Origin of the sequence: Streptomyces sp. NBC_01352 (assembly GCF_036237295.1) — a bacterium.
Taxonomy (GTDB): Bacteria; Actinomycetota; Actinomycetes; order Streptomycetales; family Streptomycetaceae; genus Streptomyces; species Streptomyces plumbiresistens.
This window is the reverse complement of the sequence record NZ_CP108354.1, coordinates 161,969-185,782: the sequence shown is the minus strand read 5'-3', so window position 1 is coordinate 185,782 and position 23,814 is coordinate 161,969. Positions and strand designations below refer to the sequence as shown.

The 23,814-nt window shown below is 70.0% G+C and carries 25 protein-coding genes and 2 pseudogenes; 19 read left to right on the top strand and 8 right to left on the bottom strand.

Features of this window, described 5'->3' with window-relative positions; translation table 11 throughout:
• Positions 1-270 precede the first annotated feature (270 nt).
• Positions 271-1,410 carry a helix-turn-helix domain-containing protein gene (locus OG252_RS01005; protein WP_266452690.1) on the bottom strand — a complete coding sequence of 380 codons (1,140 nt, stop codon included), beginning with the start codon at positions 1,408-1,410 and terminating at the stop codon, positions 271-273.
• Between the two features lie 87 nt (positions 1,411-1,497).
• On the opposite strand from OG252_RS01005, the gene OG252_RS01000 reads away from it, so the two are divergent.
• Together OG252_RS01000 and OG252_RS00995 are read left to right on the top strand one after the other, a co-directional pair.
• Entirely contained in the window at positions 1,498-2,553 is a 1,056-nt protein-coding gene (locus tag OG252_RS01000; RefSeq protein ID WP_329332941.1) for a ferredoxin reductase, read from the top strand.
• 7 nt (positions 2,554-2,560) lie between these two features.
• Positions 2,561-3,679, top strand: coding sequence for a fatty acid desaturase family protein (locus OG252_RS00995; RefSeq protein ID WP_266452694.1), 1,119 nt, complete (start codon positions 2,561-2,563; stop codon positions 3,677-3,679).
• A gap of 148 nt (positions 3,680-3,827) precedes the next feature.
• Here the strand turns inward: OG252_RS00995 and OG252_RS00990 are convergent, their stop codons facing one another.
• The 4 genes and pseudogenes from OG252_RS00990 to OG252_RS00975 all read right to left on the bottom strand — a co-directional run bounded on the left by OG252_RS00990 (position 3,828) and on the right by OG252_RS00975 (position 6,651).
• The gene (locus OG252_RS00990) at positions 3,828-4,208 is read right to left on the bottom strand and encodes a methyltransferase family protein (protein ID WP_329345052.1); all 381 of its coding nucleotides are present in this window, start codon (positions 4,206-4,208) and stop codon (positions 3,828-3,830) included.
• 254 nt (positions 4,209-4,462) lie between these two features.
• Positions 4,463-5,225: pseudogene (locus tag OG252_RS00985) on the bottom strand (cation transporter).
• Positions 5,225-5,560, bottom strand: a complete 336-nt coding sequence (locus OG252_RS00980; protein WP_266452700.1) for an ArsR/SmtB family transcription factor — start codon at positions 5,558-5,560, stop codon at positions 5,225-5,227. The pseudogene OG252_RS00985 and the gene OG252_RS00980 overlap by 1 nt, the downstream one beginning before the upstream one ends.
• 68 nt (positions 5,561-5,628) lie before the next feature.
• The gene (locus tag OG252_RS00975) at positions 5,629-6,651 is read right to left on the bottom strand and encodes a cation diffusion facilitator family transporter (RefSeq protein WP_329332934.1); all 1,023 of its coding nucleotides are present in this window, start codon (positions 6,649-6,651) and stop codon (positions 5,629-5,631) included.
• 306 nt (positions 6,652-6,957) lie between these two features.
• On the opposite strand from OG252_RS00975, the gene OG252_RS00970 reads away from it, so the two are divergent.
• From OG252_RS00970 to OG252_RS00925, 10 genes are all read left to right on the top strand, one after another.
• On the top strand, positions 6,958-7,632 hold the full coding sequence (locus OG252_RS00970) for a hypothetical protein (protein WP_329332933.1): 675 nt from the start codon (positions 6,958-6,960) through the stop codon (positions 7,630-7,632).
• 83 nt (positions 7,633-7,715) lie between these two features.
• The gene (locus OG252_RS00965) at positions 7,716-8,309 is read left to right on the top strand and encodes a copper resistance CopC family protein (protein ID WP_329332931.1); all 594 of its coding nucleotides are present in this window, start codon (positions 7,716-7,718) and stop codon (positions 8,307-8,309) included.
• Positions 8,299-10,347: a cytochrome c oxidase assembly protein gene (locus tag OG252_RS00960; protein ID WP_329332929.1), complete on the top strand. Its 2,049-nt coding sequence runs from the start codon at positions 8,299-8,301 to the stop codon at positions 10,345-10,347. Before OG252_RS00965 ends, OG252_RS00960 begins: the two co-directional genes overlap by 11 nt.
• Entirely contained in the window at positions 10,344-11,012 is a 669-nt protein-coding gene (locus tag OG252_RS00955) for a DsbA family protein (protein ID WP_329332927.1), read from the top strand. The genes OG252_RS00960 and OG252_RS00955 overlap by 4 nt, the downstream gene beginning before the upstream one ends.
• A 20-nt stretch (positions 11,013-11,032) precedes the next feature.
• A complete protein-coding gene (locus OG252_RS00950) occupies positions 11,033-11,599 on the top strand; it encodes a carbonic anhydrase (RefSeq protein ID WP_329332925.1) in 567 nt (188 codons plus the stop codon).
• A gap of 42 nt (positions 11,600-11,641) precedes the next feature.
• Positions 11,642-12,097: a DUF3093 domain-containing protein gene (locus OG252_RS00945; protein ID WP_329332924.1), complete on the top strand. Its 456-nt coding sequence runs from the start codon at positions 11,642-11,644 to the stop codon at positions 12,095-12,097.
• A gap of 62 nt (positions 12,098-12,159) precedes the next feature.
• A complete protein-coding gene (locus OG252_RS00940; protein ID WP_329332922.1) occupies positions 12,160-12,855 on the top strand; it encodes a hypothetical protein in 696 nt (231 codons plus the stop codon).
• Between the two features lie 50 nt (positions 12,856-12,905).
• Complete coding sequence (locus tag OG252_RS00935) at positions 12,906-13,649, top strand: DUF1775 domain-containing protein (RefSeq protein ID WP_329332921.1); 744 nt, start codon at positions 12,906-12,908, stop codon at positions 13,647-13,649.
• A 121-nt stretch (positions 13,650-13,770) separates the two neighbouring features.
• On the top strand, positions 13,771-14,238 hold the full coding sequence (locus tag OG252_RS00930; protein ID WP_329332919.1) for a DUF6174 domain-containing protein: 468 nt from the start codon (positions 13,771-13,773) through the stop codon (positions 14,236-14,238).
• Between the two features lie 102 nt (positions 14,239-14,340).
• Positions 14,341-14,898, top strand: coding sequence for a TetR/AcrR family transcriptional regulator C-terminal domain-containing protein (locus tag OG252_RS00925; protein ID WP_329332918.1), 558 nt, complete (start codon positions 14,341-14,343; stop codon positions 14,896-14,898).
• 7 nt (positions 14,899-14,905) lie between these two features.
• Here OG252_RS00925 and OG252_RS00920 read toward each other — a convergent pair whose 3' ends face one another.
• Positions 14,906-15,475 (bottom strand): histidine phosphatase family protein, encoded by a 570-nt coding sequence (locus tag OG252_RS00920; protein ID WP_329332915.1) that lies wholly within the window; start codon positions 15,473-15,475, stop codon positions 14,906-14,908.
• Positions 15,476-15,722: 247 nt separating this feature from the next.
• Here OG252_RS00920 and OG252_RS00915 point away from each other — a divergent pair, with 247 nt between their 5' ends.
• The 3 genes from OG252_RS00915 to OG252_RS00905 all read left to right on the top strand — a co-directional run bounded on the left by OG252_RS00915 (position 15,723) and on the right by OG252_RS00905 (position 17,468).
• Positions 15,723-15,941, top strand: coding sequence for a CbtB domain-containing protein (locus OG252_RS00915; protein ID WP_266452728.1), 219 nt, complete (start codon positions 15,723-15,725; stop codon positions 15,939-15,941).
• 13 nt (positions 15,942-15,954) lie between these two features.
• Positions 15,955-16,701: a CbtA family protein gene (locus OG252_RS00910; protein WP_266452730.1), complete on the top strand. Its 747-nt coding sequence runs from the start codon at positions 15,955-15,957 to the stop codon at positions 16,699-16,701.
• Between the two features lie 356 nt (positions 16,702-17,057).
• Positions 17,058-17,468 (top strand): hypothetical protein, encoded by a 411-nt coding sequence (locus OG252_RS00905; protein ID WP_266452732.1) that lies wholly within the window; start codon positions 17,058-17,060, stop codon positions 17,466-17,468.
• Positions 17,469-18,133: 665 nt separating this feature from the next.
• Here OG252_RS00905 and OG252_RS52235 read toward each other — a convergent pair.
• A pseudogene (locus OG252_RS52235) lies at positions 18,134-18,878 on the bottom strand (transposase); the annotation flags it as partial.
• Between the two features lie 62 nt (positions 18,879-18,940).
• On the opposite strand from OG252_RS52235, the gene OG252_RS00895 reads away from it, so the two are divergent.
• The gene (locus OG252_RS00895) at positions 18,941-19,330 is read left to right on the top strand and encodes a hypothetical protein (RefSeq protein WP_329332908.1); all 390 of its coding nucleotides are present in this window, start codon (positions 18,941-18,943) and stop codon (positions 19,328-19,330) included.
• A gap of 529 nt (positions 19,331-19,859) precedes the next feature.
• Positions 19,860-21,059 carry an FAD-dependent oxidoreductase gene (locus OG252_RS00890; RefSeq protein ID WP_329332906.1) on the top strand — a complete coding sequence of 400 codons (1,200 nt, stop codon included), beginning with the start codon at positions 19,860-19,862 and terminating at the stop codon, positions 21,057-21,059.
• A 291-nt stretch (positions 21,060-21,350) separates the two neighbouring features.
• On the opposite strand, the gene OG252_RS00885 is transcribed toward OG252_RS00890, so the two are convergent.
• The gene (locus OG252_RS00885) at positions 21,351-21,839 is read right to left on the bottom strand and encodes a hypothetical protein (RefSeq protein WP_329332904.1); all 489 of its coding nucleotides are present in this window, start codon (positions 21,837-21,839) and stop codon (positions 21,351-21,353) included.
• Positions 21,840-21,862: 23 nt separating this feature from the next.
• On the opposite strand from OG252_RS00885, the gene OG252_RS00880 reads away from it, so the two are divergent.
• Both OG252_RS00880 and OG252_RS00875 read left to right on the top strand, forming a co-directional pair.
• On the top strand, positions 21,863-22,564 hold the full coding sequence (locus tag OG252_RS00880; RefSeq protein WP_266452744.1) for an SDR family oxidoreductase: 702 nt from the start codon (positions 21,863-21,865) through the stop codon (positions 22,562-22,564).
• 96 nt (positions 22,565-22,660) lie between these two features.
• Positions 22,661-23,539, top strand: a complete 879-nt coding sequence (locus OG252_RS00875) for an alpha/beta fold hydrolase (protein WP_329332901.1) — start codon at positions 22,661-22,663, stop codon at positions 23,537-23,539.
• Positions 23,540-23,814 lie beyond the last annotated feature (275 nt).

Below are 23,814 nucleotides of genomic sequence, written 5' to 3'. Positions count from 1 at the left end.
GCGCGCCCGTGGGTCAGCTCGTGCCAGGACAGCGCACTCCACGACGACGTGAAAGCCGTTTTCCAGGGCACAGCGGCCCAGATCACCGATCAGATGCTCGATGAGCGCGTCGACGAGCGGACCGGTGCGTATCGTCCACCGGATCCAGTCGAGCCGTATCCGGCACCGCGCTGCTCAGAGACAGCGCCCCGACGGGCTTCCCGAGCACCGATAACGAGGCACGATTCCTGGACCGCTCGCGGGCGCGGTCGTGGACGGTCGAAGTACGCGTCAGCTGCCCCGAAGACCGACCGCCAACGTCAGTTCAAGGACCCGGTGTGGCGATGCGAGATCCGGAAACAGTTCCCGCAGCTGCGACATCCGGTACCGGACTGTCTGGGGATGGACGAACAACGCCGCCGCCACCTCGTCCCGCCTGCCCTGGTGCAGCAGCCACGCCCGCAGCGTCTCCTCCAGCCGCCGTGCGGTCGCGACAGGCAAGGTCCGCAACGGTGCGAGGGCTCGGGCGCGCAGGTCTGCGAACGCGTCCACGTCGGCGCTCAGCACCAGCTCGGGCAGGTGGTCCTCGGTGTCGCGAATATCAGAGGAGAGGGAGCGTGCGCGTGCGGCTCGTGCGTACGAGGCGGACGCACGAGTCCATGGTCGGCCCGGGCCGACCACGGCGGTGCGGTCGGTCAGCTGCCGCAGGAGATGTGATCGGTCGGCATCGGGGACGAGCAGTACACCGGTGGCATCCGGCAGATCGTCGAGGACGAGGGTGCTCGGGTCGAGCGTGCGGTAGGCAGGCCGGGCCTGGGCGGCGGGCAGCAGGACCGCGGTCAGCGAAACCGGAGGCTGCCACCCGGCCCGTTGAGCAGAGGCCAGCAGCACGTCCGGGCTCGCGCCGGCGAGGAGGTCGCGGGCCAGGTGTTCCAGGTGGCGCTCGTGATCCCTGCCCCGGGCGGCCAGTTCGTCGGCGTGGCCCGCGGCGCTCGCGGCGGAGAGCTCGTCGATGTAGGCGAAGGTCAGCTCGGCGAACTTGGCGACCTCGGCGGCGGGCAGCCCTGCGGGTACGGCGCCGGCTGCCAGGCATCGCCAGGCCACGCGGGCGCCGACGCGGTAGGCGCTGAGCAGGGCGTCCATCGAACGGCCGTCACGCACCTCGCCGCGGCCCAGCTCGTAGGCGGCGTCACCGGCGTCGCCGCCTGTGGCGTTCCCGCTCGCGAGGTCCAGGTAGTGCCCCAGGGCGGTGCGGACGGCTCGGCGGATGGTGGCGCCCATGTGGCCCGAGAGGGCGTTGGCGTAGGGAGGGACCTCGTCGATGATCGCCTGGACGACCTCGTCGGCGGTGGTCTTCAGCGCGGCCCGAAGTGCGGTGACCGTCGTCTCGTCCAGGGCCAGTTCGCTGGCCCTCTGGATTGCATGGCTCACGTATCTATTCCCTGCGAACAATTCAGCCAGCCAGATTTACGTCCTGCGGTCAGGACTTTACGCCTTGGGGCGCAGCAAGCTGGAGTCATGACGAGTACAGCCCTCCGCAGCAGGGCGTGGAAACTGCTGGAGATGGTCACGACGCCGCTGCTGCCGTCGGACTACCTCGACCTGGTCAGCCCGCTGCGTGCGGGTGCTGACCTGCGTGGGCGCATCGAGGCCGTGCACCCCGAGACGGGTGACGCCGCGACTGTCGTGATCAGGCCGGGACGGGGCTGGCGCGGCCACACAGCCGGTCAGTACGTGCGGATCGGGGTCGACGTCGACGGGGTGCGCCTGTGGCGTGCCTACTCCCTCACCTCGCCGACAAACCGCAAGGACGGCCGCGTCACGATCACCGTGAAGGCGATCCCGGACGGCAAGGTCAGCAACCACCTGGTCCGCAGGGCGAAACCGGGCACGCTGATCCAGCTCGACCAGCCGACCGGTGACTTCGTGCTGCCGCAGGCCAAGCCCGCCAAGGTGCTCTACCTGACGGCCGGCAGCGGCATCACGCCTGTGATGGGCATGCTGCGTGACACCGAGTTCGACGACGTCGTCATGGTCCACTGCGCGCCACAGCCGCACGACGTGATCTTCCGCAACGAGCTGCACGACCTGGTCGCGGACAAGAAGCTGCGGCTCACCGAGGTGCACACCGACACGGACGGCATGCTCGACATCGCCCGTCTCGACGAACTCGTGCCCGACTGGGCCGAGCGCGAGACCTGGGCCTGCGGGCCCGCGGGCCTGCTCGACGCCGCCGAAGAGCACTGGATGGAGCACGGCGTCCAGGAGCGCCTGCACACCGAACGCTTCCGCCCCAGCATCGTCGTCGCCGGTGACGGCGGCGATGTCACGTTCAGCGTCACCGGCAAGACCGTCGACGCGGACGGCGCCACCCCGCTGCTGGACATCGGCGAGGAGGCCGGCGTGCTCATGCCCTCCGGGTGCCGCATGGGCATTTGCTTCGGCTGCGTCACGCCGCTCAAGGCGGGCGCCGTCCGCGACCTGCGCACCGGCGAGATCACCGAGGCCGAGCCGGGCGTCCTCATCCAGACCTGCGTGTCCGCCGCGGCGGGCCCCTGCGACATCGAACGGTAGGAGCACCTTGACCGCCATCGACCCCACCGCCCACCTGACCGCGGAGCAGATCGAGGAGCTGGGCCACGAGCTGGACGCGATCCGCGACGAGGTGATCGCCGAACGCGGCGAGAAAGACGCCGCCTACATCCGCAAGGTCATCTCGGCGCAGCGCAAGCTCGAGCTGGTCAGCAGGGGTGTGCTGCTGTTCTCGATCTTCCCGCCCGCGTGGGTGCTCGGCACCGCCGGGCTGTCCGTGGCGAAGATCATGGACAACATGGAGATCGGCCACAACATCCTGCACGGCCAGTGGGACTGGATGCGGGACCCGAAGATCCACTCCACCACCTGGGAGTGGGATCACGTCTCGCCGTCCGAGCAGTGGAAGCACTCGCACAACGAGCTGCACCACACGTACACCAACGTGATCGGCAAGGACAACGACCTCGGCTACGGCATCATGCGCGTCGACGAGGACCAGAGGTGGCACCCGTTCCACCTCGGCCAGCCGCTGTGGAACTTCCTCAACGCGTGCTTCTTCGAGTACGGCATCGCAGCGTACGACCTGGAGCTCGGCAAGAACCTGAACAAGCGCCGCCGCAAGAACCCGGAGTTCCGCGCGCGGGCCAAGGCCGTCGGCCGCAAGATCCGCAAGCAGGTGCTCAAGGACTACGTGATCCACCCGCTGCTGTCCGGCCCGTCCTTCCTCCCCACGCTCGCCGCCACGTTCACCGCGAACCTGGTCCGCAACCTCTGGACCCACTCGGTGATCATGTGCGGGCACTTCCCCGAAGGCGTACAGGTCTTCGAGCGCCGGTCGATCAAGGGCGAGACGCGCGGCCAGTGGTACCTGCGCCAGATGATGGGCTCGGCGAACATCAGCGGCAGCAAGGCCATGCACTTCATGACCGGCAACCTCTCGCACCAGATCGAGCACCACCTGTTCCCGGACCTGCCGAGCAATCGCTACGCCGAGGTCGCGGTGAAGGTGCGCGCGCTGTTCGAGAAGTACGAGCTGGAATACGTCACCGGCCCGCTGCCCAAGCAGGTGTTCTCCGCGTGGCACAAGGTCTTCCGGCTCTCACTGCCGAACAAGAAGCCCACGGTCAAAACGCCGGACCGCGAGCAGGAGCTCGTCGCCGCCTGATTCCCGGTATTGGTTCACATCTCTCGGCCGAACCCGGCGGTGCCAGGAGCGTCCGCGGTGCCTGCGGTGAGCCCGTTGGCGGCGGGCCCTCGGATTGCCGGGACGACGCAGCCGGCGCACAACCACCGTCCTGATCCAGGACGGTGGTTCATCGCTGGAAACCGGCGTCCCTTCTGCTGCTTCGCTCTCGTCCGACGCTTGGAATGAAGCGCCCCGCGCTCGCCGCGTAGTCCAGATAGGCCGGGCCGTGCGCCGCCCTGAGATACGGCTCCTCGACCACGCGTACCTGAAGCTCGACGGCGATGATCAGCGCGGCAAGGGAGGCAAGCGCCAAGATGTTCGGCACCATCAGCGAGAGTCCGGTACCGGTGACACCGATGGTCGTGAAGATCGGGTTGCGAACGTAGGCGAACGGTCCGCTGCGGACGAGCGCGGTGCGCTCAGCCGCGTCCACGCCCACCCGCCAGGACTCTCCCATGGCCCGCTGCGCGCCCAGGGTGCCGACGATGCCGAGCGCGGTGATCGCCACGCCGATCGCGTGCACGGCCCAGGCGTCGTCGATGAATACCGGCAGGCCCGCCAAGGTCGCAGCCGGCGCGGCGGCGGCGCCGAGCAGGGCGGCGACGAACAGCACCCCTGCCCACCAGGGAGCCGAGCCGGGAGTGCCCGACAGGCCGCGGAAGCCCGAATCACCGGTACGGCGGCGCTGGATGAGTGTGCGGACACCAAAGGCGGACAGCAGCCAGAACCCGTACAGCGCCAGTGCCGCCCAGGCCCAGCCGGTCACTTGTGACTCGCCTCCTTCGGGGCGCAGCACGAGCAGCCCGCACCCGCACCCGCACCAGCGCACCCGCAACTGTCCTGCTCCTCTGCCTCGGCGAGCCCTCCGACAGGCACCGCACAGCAGTTGTCGCCGCGCCACGCCTCGCGCCCTTCCTTGACCGCGACGGCGGCGATGACGAGGGCGGCGATGGGGTCGGCCCAGCTCCAGCCGAGCAGGGAGTTGGCGAGCAGGCCGACCAGGAGGACGGCGGCCGACCAGGAGGACGGCCGACAGGTACGTGCACAGGAGAGTCTGTTTGGAGTCGGCCACCGCGGAGGCGGAGCCGAGTTCCCGGCCGGCGCGGCGCTGGGCGGCGGACAGGAACGGCATGACCGCCAGGGAGAGGGCGGCCAGGACGATACCGGGCGAGGAGTGCTCGGCTTCGCTGGCGCCGGTGAGAGCACGAATGGAGTCGAGGGTGACGTAGGCGGCGAGGGCGAAGAACGTCAGCGCGATGACGCGCAGAGCGGTCTTCTCGCGGGCCTCGCGGACAGCGTGGTCGGTGGCGGAAAACTGCCAGGCCACGGCCGCGGCGGAGGAGACCTCGACGACCGAGTCCAGTCCGAAGCCGATCAGGGCGGTGGAAGAGGCGAGGGTGCCGGCGGTGATAGCGACGATCGCCTCGACGACGTTATAGGTGATCGTGGCGGCGACCAGCAGACGTATGCGCCGGGTCAGTTGGGTGCGACGAGTCGGTATGGGACCGAGGGAGAGCGCCGTCATCAGCAGCAGCCCTTCTCTTCAGCATCCACGCAGGTGCGGTCGGCTTCGACGGCGAGCACTGCGCCGAGCAGGTCGTCCAGGGCGTGGCCCAGGCGGGCGTCGGCCAGTTCGTAGCGGACGCGACGGCCCTGTGGGACGGCCACGACGATGCCGCAGTCACGCAGGCAGGCGAGGTGGTTCGACAGCCGGGTGCGGGAGATCTCCAACGCTTCGGCGAGATCGGCCGGGTGCGCGGGCGCCTTTCGCAAGGCGAGCAGGATGCGGCAGCGGATCGGGTCGGCGAGGGCGCGGCCGAAGCGGGCCAGGGCGTCGATGTCGGAGGCGAGGGTCAGCACGTCCTCGACGGTACACGGAACCCTGAATTCAGGGAACCATGTACCGTCGGCGGATGTCGACCTGAAGGTCAGTGCTTGTGCGGCCCGTCCCGGTGGATGGGGCCGTGCGGGTCCTCGCAGTGCGCGGCGTCGCCCGCTCCTTCGCCGGTCAGGGCGACCTGCAGGACCTGTTCCGGGGTGTGGTCGACCTGGAGCGTGGTGTGGGTGATGCCGTAGTCGTGCTGGAGGAGTTCCTCCAGGTCGCGGCGGACGGCGTGGCAGTCGCCGCCGGGCTGGACCAGGATGTGCGCGGAGAGGGCGGACTGGCCGGAGGTGATCTGCCAGACGTGCAGGTCGTGCACCTCGACGACGGTCGGCTCGCCGACGAGCTTGTCGCCCAGCGCGTCCGGGTCGACATCTGCGGGGGCGGCCTCCAGGAAGATCCGGCCGGACTCGCGCAGCAGCCCGTACCCGGCCTTGAACATGAGGGCGACCACCACGAGCGTGGCGATGGCGTCGGCGCGGGCGAATCCGGTGAGCAGCACGATCAGACCGGCCACCGCGGTGCCGATGAAGGCGAACAGGTCGTTGAGGATGTGCTGGTAGGCGCCCTCGATGTTGAGCGAGGACCGGTTGGCCTTGGAGATGCACCAGGCGGCCGCGATGTTCACCACGATCCCGGCGAGGGCTGTGGCGAACACCAGCCCGCCTTCCACCTCGGGCGGATCGATCAGGCGGTGCACGGCCTCGTACGCGAGCCAGGCGCCGAGCAGCAGCAGGGTCAGGCCGTTGGCCTGGGCGGACAGTATCTCGGCGCGCTTGAGGCCGAACGTGAAGACGCCGCGTGCCGGGCGGGCGGACAGCCGCATGGCGATCAGCGCGAACACGATCGACACGGCGTCGGTCAGCATGTGCGCCGCGTCCGAGATCAGGGCGAGGGACTGGGCCGCGATGCCGATGACGACCTCGCCCGCCATGAACACGGTGATCAGGCCGAGTGCGATGCCCAGCCAGCGCCGGTCGGCGTCCACCGAGACGCCGTGGGAGTGCCCAGCGTGCCCTCCTCCTCCGTGCTCGAGTCCTGAACCGTGCACGTGAGTGTGATCGCCCATGGTGTACGCCTTCCCCCTCGCAACGGATGCCTTGCCCGCAGTGAAACGCACACCTACGCGAATCACCAAAGGCTGCATCGGTGACCGTTGTCATGTCGGTTAACAAGCCTCTGACCTGCGGGAACTTGTCGACTGGTGGAGGGGCCCCGAGCGGCGGTGCCGGGAGCTGCACCCTGTCGTGAACCAGCGGGCGGGGTGGTCGGTACGCTTCCAGGACGTACGAACCATGCGGTTCCGTCGCCCGCCCACCCGTTACCCGCCGCTCCGTCCGCTTCGCGTGACGGACTCCGTGAAGGCCACGATCTGATGCGTACGCACTGCTCGCCCGGAGCCGGCTCGCCGGCGTCCGGCGCACTGCGGGGGCTTCGGGCCGGGGTGCTCGCGGTGCTGTGCGTGCTACTGCCGCTGGCGGGGCACGTGCTGTCGCAGTGCCACGCGCCCCGGTGGATCATCGTGGCCGCGACGGCGGCCGTCGCGCTGCCGGGCGCGGCCGTGCTGACGCGGCATCGGTTGACGGACACCCAGTTGCTGGGCGTGCTCGCCCTCGCGCAGCTCGCCTACCACGTTGCCTACGCGCTGCCCGGAGCGTGCGCCGCGGTGACCGGGCAGGACACTTCCGTCGGCGGTCTGGGCCGGCTCATCGAGCATGACGCGGCCGCCGGGCCGCCGCCCGGTGTGCTGCTCACCGGCCATCTGGTCACCCTGCTGCTCGTCGCCCGTCTGCTGGGTGTTTCGGAGCGGCTGCTGTGGCAGAGCAGGTCCCTCCCGTTGGTCGTCCGGCGTCTGCTGCTGTTCCTCTGGCCGTTGCTCGGTGGCGGTCGTCACGGCACCGGCCCGCGGGTCGCCTTCCCCGAGAGCGCCTCGCCGCTGATGTCGGCCCTGCTGGTGCGGCTGCACGAGGGGCGGGCGCCGCCGCGCCAAGGGCACGGTCCGTTCGCCCTTCTCCGGCCGATGCCGATCGGCGTGCTCCGCCTGCCCTGACGGGCCTGACGCGAGGGCCGCCCGGCGGGCCGGTCCCTCCCGTCCCCGGCCTGGCTGCCGGGGGTCACAGAGAGTCCCGCGTCATGTACGTCACCGACCGGCGTGCCGTCCGCACGGCGGCACGCGCCCTTGTTGTTCCGGCCGCCCTGGCGGCCTTGGCCGCCGCCGCCCCACGGGCCGCGGCCCACACCGAGCTCGACATCAGCAGTCCGGGGGCGAACGCCGAACTCGCCGGACTGCCTCCGCGCGTCACGCTGACCTTCAGCGACGCGATGACCCAGAAGTACGCCAAGGTCGCCGTCACCACCTCGGACGGGAAGTCGGCCGGTGACGGCGAGCCGCAGGTCTCGGGCAAACAGGTCACGCTCGCTGTCGATCCCACCTCGCGCGCCGGGCGGTACACGGTGGGCTACCGGGTCGTCTCCGCCGACGGTCACCCCGTCTCGGGCTCGTACACCTTCACCGTCGCCGAGGCCGACAGCCGCAGTCCGTCCCCGCGCGCCGAGGAGCAGACCGGTGCGGCGGCTCCCCGCGCCGCCCAGAAGCCCTCGCCGGACAACCGTGACGAGGAGTCCTCCGGCGCGGCCGTCCCCGTCCTCGCGGGTGCCGGCGCACTGGCCGTGGCAGCCGCGGGCACGTACGCCGTACGACGAAGGCGAGCCGGTCATGGCCACTGAGACCACCTCCAGGGCCAGGCGGCTGCCCCAGCTGCCGCTCGTGCTGGCCGGATCCGTCGGCCTGGCCGTCGCCGTCACGGCGCTCGCGGTGTGGGCCGGTGGCGGGGCCGCGGTCGAGATCCCCGGGATTCCGGATGCGGGTGCGCTGACCGCGTGGGGCCTGCCGGTTGCCCGTACCCTCACGGACGCGGCCGCCGTGGCGACCGTGGGCGCGCTGTTGCTGGTCGTCGTGCTGCTACCGGGCGGCAAGAAGCTCAGCCCGGCCCAACTGCGCTACCTCAACTGGGCCGCCGCAGCTGCCGGATTGTGGGCCGCGGCGGCGGTCGCCGCGCTGGTGTTCACGCTCTCGGACCTGTTCGCCCAGCCGGTCGGCGAGATCGTGTCTCCCGCGGTGGTGGCGGACTTCGTCGCCACGGACGCCCAGGGACGCTCGTACGCGCTGATGGCGGGTGCCGCAGGCGTGATCGCCACGCTCTGCGTGGGCATCGGCACGGCCCGCTGGGCCCGTCTGGCGCTCGTCCTCGCGCCGGCCGGGATGCTCCCGCCCGCCTTCACCGGGCACTCCTCGGCGGCGGGCAATCACGACGCCGCCGTCACCAGCCTCGCCCTGCACCTGGTCGGTGTCGCGGTATGGGTCGGCGGTCTGGTCTTCGTTCTCATCGTCGCCGCGCGCCGCGAAGAACAGGCGGCGGACGCCGTGCGGCGCTTCAGTCCGCTCGCCGCGTGGGCGCTGCTCGCTGTCGCGGCCGGCGGCGTCGTGAACGCCGCGGTCCGATTCCCGTCCCTGGGTGAGGTGTTCACCAGCCGCTACGGGCTGATGGTGCTCGCCAAGGCGGCGGCGCTCGCCGTGCTGGGCGGCATCGGATGGTGGCATCGCCGCCGCACACTGCCCGCCCTCAAGGACGGTCGGTGGCGTGGATTCGTACGGCTCGCCGCCGGTGAACTTTTGCTCATGGCCGCGGCCATCGGTCTCGCCGTCGGCCTGTCGCGCACTCCCGTCCCCGGCGCCGGTGACGCCTCGCTCTCGCCCACCGAGGAGCTGCTGGGCTTCGCCGCACCGCCTCCGCTCGGCGACTTCCCGTGGACACCGCTGTTCACCCAGTGGCACTTCGACCCGCTGTTCGCGTTCGGTACGGCCGCCGCCGCGCTGCTGTATCTGGCGGGCGTACGGAAATTGCGCGCCCGGGGCGACAAGTGGCCCGTCGGGCGGACGATTTCGTGGCTCGCGGGCCTGGTGGTGACTGTGCTCGCCACGATGAGCGGGCTCAACACGTACGGCAAGGTGCTCTTCAGCGTGCACATGGGCCAGCACATGATCCTCGCGATGACGGTGCCGATCCTGCTCGTCCTGGGCGCCCCCGCCACCCTCGCCCTGCGGGCCCTGCCCGCCGCCCCGAAGGGGGAGCCGGACGGTCCGCGCGAGATGCTGATGAAGCTGCTGCACAGCCGATACGTCAAGCTCGTCTCGAATCCGGTGGTGGCGAGTGTGCTGTTCATCGGCAGCGCCTTCGTCGTCTACTACAGCTCGCTCTTCGAGACCCTGATGCGCAGCCATCTGGGCCACATGTTCATGCTGGTGCACTTTCTGGCCGTGGGCCTGCTGTTCTTCTGGGTCGTCATCGGCATCGACCCCGGCCCGCGCCGCCCGCCCCATCTGGGCCGGCTGTTCGTCCTCATCCTGACGATGCCGTTCCACTCCTGGTTCAGCATCTCGCTGATGAGCTCGACCGCGCTGATCGGCGAGGGCTGGTGGTCGGCGCTCGACCGGCCCTGGGTCGAGTACCCGATGGACGACCAGTACGACGCCGGGGCCATCGCCTGGGCCACCGGTGACATCCCCGTCCTGATCACCACGATCATCCTGGCCATCCAGTGGGTCCGCTCCGACCAGCGCGAGGCCCGCCGCGTGGACCGGCAGATCGACCGCGGCGACCACAACGACCCGCTCGCCGCCTACAACGCCTACCTGGCGGGTCTGCACGCCCGCGACCGGCGACCCGCCCGCCCCTCCACGCCTACCCCCACCGAGGAACCATGAGCAAGCTGAAGAAGAACCTGATCGCAGCCGCCGTCCTCATGGCCGGCTTCGCCCTCGCCATCGGCTCCTACCTCCTGCTCGCCCCGGACAACCGGGACAGCGGCGGCCTCGATGCACAGCCGGCCGCCGAGGCACTGCCCGTCCGAGAGAACAGCCACCGCCTCACCGAGCCGAAGAAGAGTGAGCTGACGTTCGTCGAGTTCCTGGACTTCGAGTGCGAGGCGTGCCGGGCGTACTACCCGGCCGTGGAGCAACTGCGGGAGGAGTACGGAGACCGCGTCACCTTCGTCGCCCGCTACTTCCCCATGCCCGGCCACCGCAACGGCGAACTGGCCGCCCGCACCGCCGAAGCCGCCGCCCGTCAAGGCAAGTTCGAGGAGATGTACACCAAGCTCTTCAGCACCCAGAAGGAGTGGGGCGAGTCGCAGGACTCGAAGGAGTCCGTCTTCCGCGGCTACGCGAAGGAACTCGGCCTGGCCATGAACCGGTTCGACGCCGACCTCGCCGATCCGGACGTGGCCGGACGCGTCCAAGACGACCAGCGCGACGGCCTCGGCCTGGGCGTCCAGGGCACACCGACGTTCTTCCTCGACGGGGAACGGATCGCCAACCCCGCGTCCTACGAGGCGTTCAAGGCGCTCATCGATGCCCGGCTGTCCGGCTGACGGCGCGGGGAGAGCACACCATGCAGTATCTGATCGACCAGGTGCGTGTCTTCCGTGCCCGCGCGGCTGCCCACACCCTGCACCTGGCCGGCCTCACCCAGCCCCACCGGCCACGGGCGATGCTCATCTCGTGCTCCGACGCCCGCGTCGTGCCCGCCCTGCTCACCGCCGCCCGGCCCGGAGACCTCTTCGAACTGCGCACGTACGGAGGGGTGATACCGCCCTACGACGCGAAAACGCCGACCGGCGAATCCAGGACGATCGAGTACGCGGTCAACGAACTGAAGGTCTCGGACATCATCGTCTGCGGCCACTCGCACTGCGACGTCGTCACCGCGGCGATGCACGACAGCCTGACGGCCTCCGGTATCACGGAGTCCGACGACGATCCGGCCCCGCTGACCGGAGACGTCACCGCCGCCGGGCACTGGCACGTGCTCAAGCAACTCGACGTGCTCAGCAACTACCCGTGCCTCGTGCCCCGGCTGGCCGACCGGTCGCTGTACCTGCACGCCTGGTTCCACGAGATCGACACCGGCGCGACCCTGGCCCACCACCCCCGCGCCAGCACCTTCCTGCCCCTGTGAACAGCCCCACCCGAACCGACGTATACGACAAGGTGAACGCCCGTGACCTCCACCAGCCGGCTCGTCTACGACGAACGCCTGACCGCCCCCAAAGCCTGGTGGGCCATCGCCGTCCTCTTCGGCCTCTCCCTGGCCCTGATCTTCCTGCCCTACGGGACCATCGCCGCGCTCATCGCCCTGAGCATCGGCACCTGTCTGGCCGGGATGTACGTCAGCGCGCAGGGATCGGAGCGTATCCGGGTCACCGGCGACACACTGTTCGTGACGGACGCCCGCATCCCGCTGGCCGCACTGGGACAGCCGGAGGTCCTCGACGGCGAGGAGGCGCGGGCCTGGCGGACGTACAAGGCCGATCTGCGGGCGTTCATGGTGATGCGCAGCTTCATCACCACTGCGGTGCGCGTCGAGGTCGTCGACCCGGACGACTCCACCCCTTACCTCTACCTCTCCACGCGGACGCCGCACCGGCTCGCCGAGGCGATCGGTGCGCGAGCCTGACCGAGCGGCTCGTACGGCTGTTTGAAGGACGGATGCCGACCGGTCAGGAATGATGAGCGACCGTGCCACGTGATCACGTGAGCGGGCACGAGATGCGTGCCCCCGCAGGCCGGGCCGGCCGCGCGGGAACGTGTGCGCGGGCCGGTCTGTTCGCCGTGCTCGGCACCGTGCTGGCGACCTTCGGCCATCACGCGATCGCCGAAGGCACGGTCCCCTGGCGGCTGGTGGGCGCATCGATCGTGGCCCAGTTCGCGGCGGTATGGCCGCTGGCACGCCGCCGCTACGCGCCGACGGCGACCGTCGTGTTCACGCTGGCCGTGCAGGGCGTGCTGCATCTTGCACTGTCCTACGTGGACGGGGACACACAGGCCGTGGCGCCGGGACACGCGATGCACATCGGCCACGGCACGGCCGCGGTCGGAGACGGTCACGCCTGGCATCACGCAGGGACAGCGATGACGACCGTGCACGTGGTTGCCGCGCTGGTCGTGGCCTGGCTGCTGCACCGGGCGGACGCACGGATGACGGCCGCCCTCGGCACACTGGGCACCGTGGCCAGGGCGGCTGTTGCGGCTCTGGCCACGGTGCTGCCGCGACCGGTCCACGACACCGGGCACATGGTGTTGGCGCTGCCCGACCGGCGGCCGGGAGCCCCCTTCGAGGTGGCGGCGCACGCAGGGGATGACGTACTGGAGCACGCGGTGGTGCGCAGGGGACCACCGCGGCGGGAGCGCCTCCAGTCCCTCACCGGTCCCTGACGTCTGCGGGGCCGGCTCTTTCCGTACCAGCAAGGAGTCCCCCTGTGTCTATGTCCACCCCCCGTCTGCCGGCCCATGCCGGCCGCCGGATCGCACTCGCCGGCGCCGCCGCACTGACGGCTACGCTCGCCTTGGCCCCACCGGCCGCCGCGCACGCGGAGGTCGAAGCCGACAAGGCCCAGGCCCTGGCCGAGAACGTCACCCTCAGCTTCGTCTCCGAGGCCGAGTCCGACTCCGCGGGCTTCACCGAGCTGCGCGTTGTGCTGCCCAAGGGCATCGCTCCCGGTGACGTGACGCTCGACGAAGCCCCCAAGGGCTGGGAGCTGAAGGCGACGAACGACGGATATGCCGTCAGCGGCCCCGCTCTGAAGGCCGGCGTCGACGCCGAGCACAAGATCAAGGTCCGGCAGCTGCCCAACGCGAAGGAGATCGCGTTCAAGACGATCGAGACCTACAGCGACGGCGAGGTCTCCCGTTGGATCGAACTGCCCACGGGCGGCGCGGAGGCTGAACAGCCTGCACCCCTGTTGGAGTTGAAAGCGGCGGCCCCGGGGGCCAAGCCGGTGAGCCCCAGTCCGACGGAGACTGCGAGCGAGACGCCCAGTGCGCCCGCCTCCACACCCGCCGCCACCCCGACTCAGACGGACGCCTCGGCGGCCGCCAGTGACACGGCGGCCGATGAGGACGACAGCATGTCCTCCGGCATCGTGGTCGGTGTGGTCGTCGTCCTGCTCCTGCTCGGCAGCGGGGCCTGGTGGCTGGTCAAGCGGCGGACCGCCTCGTCCGAGAGCTGACGTTCCGCGCCGTCGCCTTGGGGCCCAACGACCGCTGCCGCAAGGCGACGGCCCGCCCGCCGCATTGAACGTTCCCGAGCCGACCGGCGTCACAGCGGTAACCGACTCCAAGGGAGCCACCATGACCGCCGTACGTAGCAGGCCCCGTTTCGTCTTCTCCACCGCGCTGGCCGGGGCCTTGCTGTGTGCGACCACCGCCTGCGGCTCTTCGACGTCCGCAGAGACCGCCGAGGTGGGCGAGCAGAAGACCACCTGGGAGGAGCCGACCTCGTACACCTACACGCTGACATCGACCACCCAGGTCCTGGCCGGGACCTTCCGGGTGCAGGTCCGGGACGGCAGGGTGACGGAGGCAGTCGGGACGGATGCAGACAGTCGGCGGCAGGCACAGGAGGTCCCCGATGAACTACCCACGATCGGCGAGTTGTTGAAGCGACTGAGCCAGGCGCGCAGCGACAATGCAGACACGACGGAGGCGGCGTACGCCGACGACGGGCACCCGGTGCGGATCTCCCTGGACTGGGACAAGAACGCCATCGACGACGAAGCCCTGTACGTCATCAGCGCCTACGATCCAACCGCCGGTTGAAGCCGTGTCCTTACTGCCACATGCAAGGCCGAGCGACTGCCTCAGGACGGGCAGTCTCCACTGATCTCTGCGAAGGGCCGACTCGGACCGGCTCGGACGCTCTTGGTCACCACGTGTCGGCCCTCCCTCGCCCGCGACTGGGAGGGCCGGCGCGACCTGATCACCGTCGCCGCAGAGATCTTCGAATCAGACTGGCAGCCGCCCGACCTGGAGCCGGGGCGATGGCGGGACAGTCTGCGGACGTACTGCCGGGACCTGCGCGCGCACTACCGCCATCACCCCGGCATGACCACCCTCGCCCTGAGCGAGAACATCACCATGGCCCGGCATCCTGCGATGCTGCGCAACGTGGACGCCCTGATCGGATTCTTCGCGGACGTGGGCCTGTCGCTGCCGGACTCCTACCGGGCGTGCATGGAGACGATCCGGCTGGTCGTGGGATTCGTGGAACTGCAGGACCGCCTGTACGACCGGCCACCGGCCCATCTCAACCCGACGGACCTGCTCCACGTCCCGCCGCCCTGGCTGCAGCCCGAGGCAGACCAGAGCCTGCCGAACCTGAAGCAGGCCGGCGAGTTGGAGCCCGACTCGCCTGACACGCTCTTCGAGTTCTCGCTGGACGTCCTCGTCGAAGGAATCGCGGCCCGCACCCCTTCCTAGGACGAGCTCAGGAACCACCGGCGACGGCACCCATCCGCAGATTCCAGCGGCCGCCTCGGCCAGTGAGCTGGACGGCGGTCAGGGGCGGAACGTCCACGTTCCAGAACGACCGCTGCGGCGCGTTCAGTACGCGGATCACCGCGGCACGCGCCACGGCCTGCTCGACCACCGCCAGAACCCGCCCCGCATCACTCGACAGGCCGTCGAGCCAGCTGGAGACCCGCTCGCACACCTCGGCCACGGACTCGCCGCTGTGCGGCGCCGCTCCCGGATCCGACATCCAGGCGACGAGGCCGGGCCCGTCACTCGCCGCTACCTCGTCGAGCGTCCGGCCGTGCCAAGACCCCATGTCGATGTCCCGCAGCGCCGGTTCCACGGTGACGGCGTCCCACCCCAGCACCTGAGCCGTCTGCGTGCATCGCTGCGACGGCGCCGTGTACAGGGTGGCCGCTGTGGGGAGGGTTCCGGCGATCGCCTTCGCCTGTCGCAGCGCCCGATCGTCGAGGGGCACGTCGGCGAAGCGCACGTCGCGTTCCGCGCGGGCGGCGGCGCACAGCAGGGTGAGGCGGACGGTCATGAAACTCTTTCGCCGGGTGGCTGAGGTCGGTTCATGGTAGGTGGCGTACGCCATGTTGGCCGAAGCCCCATTTGCCCCTACGCTCTGGGGCGACAAGGACGACGGCGCCACGGAAGCCGGTGCAAGCCCGGCACGGTCGCGCCACTGTGTGCCGCCCCCTCTTCGGAGGTGGTGGTGAGTCAGACCCAACGCCGTCGTCGCGTGCTCCACACGACGCGGGACGCGATGTTCCCGAGGAGGTCTCGCCATGGCGCAGTCCACTGCCGCCCCTACTCCCACCACCCAGACCCTCACGCCGCTGCCGCTGCGGGCGATCGCCCCGTGGGCGGTCTTCGTCGGTGTCCTGATGCTCGTCCTGCTGTACTTCGTCGGCGCCGAGCAGGGCGCCACCGCGCTGGTCTCCGGTGAGGGCGTGCACGAGTGGGTGCACGACGCCCGCCACCTCCTCGGCTTCCCCTGCCACTGACGGGTCCTCATCCATGAACTCCGTCACCGTACGCACCCTGCTGGTGCGCGGCATGCTCGCCGGCGTCGCCGCCGGCCTGCTCGCCTTCGTCTTCGCCTACCTGGTCGGAGAAGGCCCGGTGGACTCGGCCATCGCGTTCGAAGAGGCCAACTCCCATGAACACGGCGGCGAGGAGCTCGTCAGCCGGTCCGTGCAGTCGACGGCCGGTCTCGCCACCGGCGTTCTCGTCTTCGGCGTCGCCATCGGCGGCATCGCGGCGCTGGCGTTCTGCTTCGCGCTGGGCCGGATCGGCCGGTTCGGTGCCCGGGCGACGGCGGCACTCACCGGGCTCGCCGGATTCCTCCTCGTCTACCTGGTACCGATCCTGAAGTACCCGGCGAACCCGCCCGCCGTCGGCAACCCCGACACGCTCGACAAGCGCACCATTCTGTTCGTCCTGATGATCGCGCTGAGCGTTCTGCTGGGCATCGGCGCCGTCCTGTTGGGCCGTCGCCTGGCGGTGGCGTGGGGCAACTGGAACGCCTCCATCGCCGCCGGCGGGGCCTTCGTCGCGGCAGTGGCCGTCGCCATGGTCGTCCTGCCGTCCGGCGAGAACACCCCGAAGGGCTTCCCCGCCACCGACCTGTGGGAGTTCCGCCTGGCCTCCATCGGCGTCCAGGCCGTGCTGTGGGCGGCGTTCGGGCTCCTGTTCGGCTACCTGGCCGAGCGCGTCCTCGAACCGAAACCGGCCCGCGGCCGGGTTCCCACGCTGGTCGCCTGAACCATCGGCGACATGCGGCGGGATCTACCGGGGGCGCGCCCGGCAGATCCCGCTGTGTTCTGAGTACGGCGTTGACGCACTGCGTCCTTCCGCGTCGCGTGAGCCCTGGACCGGTGGGCTACAAGGTCACAACGAGGGCGCAACGTATGGGTGGCGACGCTGCGGCTCGACGCGCATCGTCCTTACCATCCGAGGTGCAGGGAGTACGGGCAGCGACCTCCCGGGCAGGAGGCTCGATGCGGTCGAACGTTTCACGCTCGGCATTCCGGCGCGTGGTCGGGATCGTCGCGGCCTCCCTGGCAGTGACCGTGAGCACTGGGTGCAGCGTTCCCGTCGATGCGGTCGCCGGTATCTCCGTGTCCGACGATGGCCATCTGCTCGGCGTCATGATGGTCTGCGGTCATCGGATCGATGGCGCGACTGTCTACGTGGACAGCGAGGACGTCGACAAGCAGAGGGCTGTCGGCTCATGGACCGCTGCCCGCCCTCTCACAGCAGGTCTCGCCACCTGGAACCTCCAGGCTCCGTCCCCCGGCTGGGCCACGACCAGAGCTCTCACCCCCCTCGCTCCCAAGAGCACCTATCTCCTCTACGGCTGGACCAAGGACAACTCGTGGTCATCGCGGAGCGTGTCCTTCGACCTGACCGACCTCGACCGGCTCAGCCCGGGAACGGTCCGCTACGACGACATCTCGGCAGACGGCGACGAGTCTCCCATCACCGTCCCCCTGGCGGAGTTCAAAGCCACGGCCTGCAAGGACAGGTGACGCCCCGGCGCCGGACGGCCCACGGTTCGCTGCCCTCAAGCGCGTTCCGGCAGTGGAAGCCGCAGGCGGTCGGTGGCCCAATAGCCTCCTCGGTCCGCGAGTTTGGCGTCCAACGGGCCGATCCGCTGGGCACGCTGGGTGAGGGTGAGGGTGAGGGTGAGGGTGAGCCGGAGTTCGGGGACGCTGGAGATGCCCTTGTCGGGCCCGTACACCAGGGCCTCCACGGTGTTGTCACCGACGCGCCCGGGCAAGAAGGTGATCTGTACCGTGCCGGTGCCGTTCGGGATGCCGACGTCGAACGGCAGCATCACCACCCGCGCCGTGGGTTCCTGGGCTGCGGCGGCCTGGGCGGTGCTCTGGACGGCGGCGCGGCTGGGCTGGGTTCCGGTTGAGCAGCGTGGTGATCGCCAGGACCACGACACCGATGACGGCCTCGGCGGCAACCGACCGGCGCAGGCCGCGCCGGTCGCGGGCGGAGGCGGACGGCGAGCCGGCGGACGAGCCGGGGCCGTCGACCGCACCAATCGGAGCCTGCGCAGCGGGCGCAGGCCCGCGCCGGCCGGCCAGCAGACGAGGGTGAAGAGGGCGACGCCGATCAGCAGGGCAGGGCCGCCGTATGCGACGTAGCGGAAGAAGTCGTAGACGCGGGAGGAGGTGGTGGCGTCCTGCCGCAGCGGCTTGAACAGGGCTGCCCCAGGCCGTTCCCGTTCACCTCTACGGGCCGGCCGCAGCAACTGGACTCCACGCTCGGACAGTTCGCGTTCGAAACCACGGCCGAAGTAGTTCTTGGCGCCGATGAGAGTCTGTCCGCGGCGCTCTCGCAGAGGCTCGCATTCGGCGGCCAGGAGGTCGAGGAGGGTCTCGCGTTCGTCGGCCTTGGCCCCGGTCAGGACGAAGACTATGGGTAGGCCCTGAAGGGTGGACACCAGGTGCAGGCCCAAGAAGAAGCGGCTGGGCTGGCGCAGTAGCCGTATTCGGCCCAGCCTGTCAGGTCGGAGGGTTTGACGGTCTCGCGGGAGCGGCCGCATTCCACCGGGGTTGGAGTCCACGACCCATCCGGCGTCGCTCCACACCGAGGTGGTGGTTGCCAGGATCCGGTTGACGCTTCGCATCAGACCGGCGGCCTTGCGCAGCCGCTTGTTGTAGCCGGGCTGCTGGGGCAGGTACGGGAAGAGGTGGCGCAGGTGGGCACGGGCATGGGGGAGCCATTTGGCCTCGGAGGTGAAGTCGAGTATGGCCATGGATCATGGCGAGTGACCAGTTCGGCATCGCTCGGGCGGGGCGTAATGCCGACCGGCGGGCGCCAGGGGAAGACACGGCGCCAGGTCGGGATGCTCTTTTCAGTATGTCGTCGGTCGTCGCATAGAGCGCTGTCGCGAGGGTGTCCACGTCGTTCGACCATAAGACGATCTTGGACACCCTCGTTCTCGTCTCCGCAGACGCCCCTTGGACCACACCACCAGGAGGAACCAGTGTCATACCCGCAACCGCTCACCCCCGAGGAGAAGCTCGCCGACGCGAAGAAGCTGTTGAGCCTTCCGCGTATCGTCGTGATCTGCGGCTCCACCCGTTTCATGACCGAGATGACCGAGGCCGATCTGCGGGAGACCAAAGCCGGAAGGATTGTCGTCAAGCCGGGCTGTGACATGAAGTCGCCGCACGAGCTTTGTTCCGATCCTGTCGAGGCCGAGGCGCTGAAGGTTCGACTCGATGATCTGCACCGGGCGAAGATCCGGCTCGCTGATGAGGTGCTCGTAGTCGGCGACTACATCGGAGACAGCACTCGAGCCGAAATCGCCTACGCCCGGTCGCTGGGCAAGCCCGTGCGGTTCACGCACCCCGAAGTCGACCCTGACGCCTGACCGCCCGCTGCCACCTCGACAACCAGGGCCGGCAGCCCGCCGCCTGACCGTCTCGCGGCGGCTTCGGCCGCCGCCCACCCCACAGCCTCCGCAGGATTTCCGGCGGAGTACGGCTCGTGGAAGGGCGCTCACCATGGCTGCGGTTGGTGGGGGATGGATGTCACCTGGGAGCGGATCTTCACCGCTCTGGTCGCCCAGGCCGACGCCGAGGTGAGGGTGAGTTGGACTGGGTCGTCGCGGTCGGCTCCACCGTCGTGCGTGCGCATCACAGGCGGCCACCGTCTACCTGGCTGGCCTCCACCTCGCAAGCATCGCCCCTCGCCGGATGGTAGTGCGGAGCTCGGCCTGGCTGATGTACCGCCGACTGGTCCGCGCCCAGGGGCGGTTACCCACGGTCCTTCATCGTGGCGATCGCGGTGTCCGCGATGATGGTGCGGCGGTCAGGGCTGAACATGCCCTGACTCCGCAGTCGCAGAGTCAGGGCTCCGCAACTGCGGAGGGTGCTCGAACCGAACGGAAGTGGTGTTCCATGCCGAAACGTCACGCGGTGGTGGCCGGGGCCGGAATCGGCGGTCTTACGGCCGCCATCGCACTGCACCGTCGCGGCTGGCACGTCACCGTCTGCGAACGTGCCCCCGAACCCCCCACCACCGGCGCCGGCATCGGCCTCGCCCCCAACGCCCTGCGCGCACTCGACACCATCGGCATCGACGCAGCCCGCGCCGCCGGCAGCGCCGTAGCCACGACGATGGGCCTCCGCCGCTCGGACGGCCAGTGGCTCGCCCGGACCGACACCGCGGACATGGCGGCCCGGTACGGCATACCCCCGATCGCCGTCCCGCGCCCGGCCCTCAGCGCCGCCCTGGCCGCTGCCCTGCCGCCGGAGACCCTCCGCTACGGCACCGCCGTGACCGGTGTAGACGACGCCACGGGCCACCCGACCGTCCGTACGACAGTCGGCCCGGACCTTCCCGCCGACCTGGTCGTCGCCGCCGACGGCATCCACAGCCCGCTGCGCCACGCATACTTCCCCGCCCACCCCGGCCTGCACTACATCGGCGAGACCGCCTGGCGGACCATCGTGGACGCCCCGGACCTCCGGATACCGGCCATGAGCGAGACCTGGGGACGGGGTGAACGGTTCGGCGTGACCCCGCTTTCCGACGGCCGGTTGTACCTCTACGCCACCGCGGTCGTCCCGGCCGGCACCCGGTCAGCCGACCCCCGCGCCGAACTCCGCCACCGCTTCGGCTCGTGGCACGACCCGATTCCGGCCCTGCTGGACCGCGTCGGCCGCCTCGAGCCCGCCGAGGTCCTTCAGAACGACCTCTACGACCTGGCCGCCCCGCTTCCCCACCTGCACCACGGCCGGATCGCCTGGCTCGGCGACGCCGCCCACGCCATGGCCCCCAACCTCGGCCAGGGCGGCTGCCAGGCCATCGAGGACGCGGTGGTCCTCGCGCACCTGGTGCCCGCCGGAGACAGGACAGACAGCACAGACAGCGCAGACAGCACCGACTCCGTCCCGGCCGCCCTCGCCGCGTACACCGCTGCCCGCCGCGACCGCACCGACGCCGTCCGCGTCCGCGCCCGCCGGATCGGCCGCCTGGGCGCCCTCAGCAACCCGCTCGCGGTGGCGGCCCGCGACCTCACGGTCCGTGCCACCCCCGACCGCCTGGCCCTGCGCGGCATGGACGACCTCTTCAACGGCTTCCGCCTCCCTGGGTAGCAGGCACCCGCGAGCTTCTGCCAAAAAGCGGCGCCGCCGACCCCACCGACGCCTCCGGCAAGCACGGCGATCACTGCTGCAAGCCCTGACGTTCCGTTGGTGCAGGTAGGCCCGGTGGCCGCGGGAGGAGTACGTCTTTTCCTCGGCGACCGCGACGCGCCGCTCGCGGCCCTTGATCTAATGGGCGGCAGTTGGGGTCGCTGAAAGCTGTTGCCCACCTGAGCGGTCAGGTCTATTCGTAGACCGGCTCGGCAGCCCGAACCCTCTCGTCGCCGCCGGTCACCGCAGTTCTTAGGCCACAGTGGGAGCGACGAGCCCCGTCAGTCTGTTGGCGCCGATCCCCGCACGAGCGCCGGCGCCGTCGAAGACCACCATCAACTGCCGGGCCAGCAGTTCCGGATCGCTCGCCCCACCCCGTTCGGCCTCGGCTCGGAAAAAGGCCGTCAGGTTCCCCTTGACCCGGTGGGCCACCCGGCTGGCGGGGTGACTGTGATCGTTCACCTCGATCTGCACAGCCAGGTACGCACAGCCCTTGAATTCGGGCGCTCCCGCCTGCGACTCCAGCTGCTCGAAGACGTGCAGGATCTGCTCCCGGGCGGAACGCCGATCGCCCGCCTCAGGCAGGAGACGGACGGCGTAGTAAGCGGCTCGTCGCTCAAGGCTCGCCGCCAGCAGGTCATCGAGTCCGGGCTGATGGGGGCACCTGGAAATCAGTTCCTGCTTCGACTTGCACCATGAAACTGATCGGTTTACTGTGGTGGAAACCGATCGGTTTCCCATCTCTGTCTACTTTGGAGTACGTCATGACCGCACTCAAGGGCGCGAACGTCTTCGTCACCGGCGGCAGCCGGGGCATCGGCAAGGCGCTGGTGGAGGAGCTCTATGTGCGTGGGGCCGGCAAGGTGTACGCCACGGCCCGCGACCCGCGCAGCGTGACGCACCCCGACGCCGTGCCGGTGACGCTGGAGGTCACCGACCCGGCCTCCGTGGCGGCGGCCGCCGCGCAGGCTGAAGACGTCACCGTGCTGATCAACAACGCCGGCGCGTCGGTCGGCGCGTCCTTCCTCGACTCCCCGGTCGACGACGTGCGCCGGGAGTTCGAGACGAACTTCTACGGCCCGCTGCTGCTCGCCCGGGCCTTCGTGCCGGTCATCGAGCGCAACGGCGGCGGCCACCTCCTCAACGTGCACTCCGTGCTGTCCTGGCTGGCGCTCGGCGGCTCCTACAGTGCCTCCAAGGCCGCCCTGTGGTCGCAGACCAACTCCCTGCGCCTGGAGCTCCAGCCGCGCGGCATCGCTGTCACCGGACTGCATGTGGGATACGTGGACACCGACCTGGCGGCCGGCGTCGACGCACCCAAGTCCGACCCTCGTGACGTCGCCGCACTCGCCCTGAACGGCATTGAGACGGGCGCATACGAGGTGCTCGCCGACGACATCTCCCGGCAGGTCAAGGCAGGCCTCGCCGGTGACCTGGCCGACCTGTACACCCAGCTGGCCAAGTAGGCCGCGGACCACGGTCAGGGTCGTGGCCTCGCGCCACCCCCGGCCCGACCGTATCCGCATCACCTATGCGCAGTTCACGCAGAAGGAAACGGCGATATGCCCGACCATGAGTCACGTCCCACGATTCACATTCCGGGGACCACCAGCCACACCATCGCCCCACGTGCAGGACGCCACAGCCGCGAGGGAACGCTGCGCTACCTCAAGGCGGGCACCGGCGCCCCTGTGGTCCTGCTGCACACCGTGCGCACCCAGGCCGAGCACTTCCGGCACCTCATCCCCCTGATCTCGCACCAGTACACGGTGTACGCCCTTGACCTGCCGGGGATGGGTTACTCCGAGATCGTGCCCGGCGCCTCGTACGACGAGCCGGCCATGCGCACGGGCGTCGAACGGCTGCTGACCGAACTCGACCTCCACGACGTGACGTTGGTCGGGGAGTCCCTGGGGGGAGTGCTCGCCCTGACCACCGCGGCCGATCTCCCGGAGCGGGTGCGGCGCGTCGTCTCGGTGAACCCGTACGACTACCGCGACGGAATCGCCCGCTCGAGTTTCCTCGCCCGTGTGGTGATCGGCGGGATCATCGCTCCGGGGGTGGGCCCCGTGATCGCCCGGCAGGAACCCAAGCCCATTCTTCGCAGAATTCTGCAGGGCGGCGTGGGCGACAAGACCGCTTTCCGGGATGACTACCTGGACGAGCTCCTCCAGGTGGGCAGGCGTCCCGGCTTCCCGGCCGTCGCCCGCGCTCTGTACCGGAACATGCACAGCCTCATCGCGGCCCGCTCGCGCTATGCCGAGGTCAAGGCCCCCGTCCACCTCGTCTACGGGGAGAACGACTGGTCCCGGCCCTCGGACCGGGAAGCCAACAAGAAGCTGCTGCCCGCCGCCGACTTCACACAAATACCGGGAGCGGACCACTTCATCGCACTGGAGAACCCGGAAGTGGTGGCCGACCTGCTGAACGCGGTGGCATGACCGCGACGGCCTGTATGGAGCGCGCGGTCGACGGACCCCTCCGATCGTCGACCCAAGCCATGACGCGGTGAGGCGGGTGACGGCGGAGCGCGGGCTCTGAGCCGGGACCGGTGGCAGGGTCGGCCGTGTCGAAGGCGGCGACGTGCTCGCCCTGCAGGGCCACCGGATGCGGCTCGGCCCGATCGTCCTCGCCGCCGGTCTCCAACCCGGCTTCAACATCCCCAACGTCTTCATCCTTGAACTGGCCCTGGGACTCCTGGTAGTCCGCGGTGCGT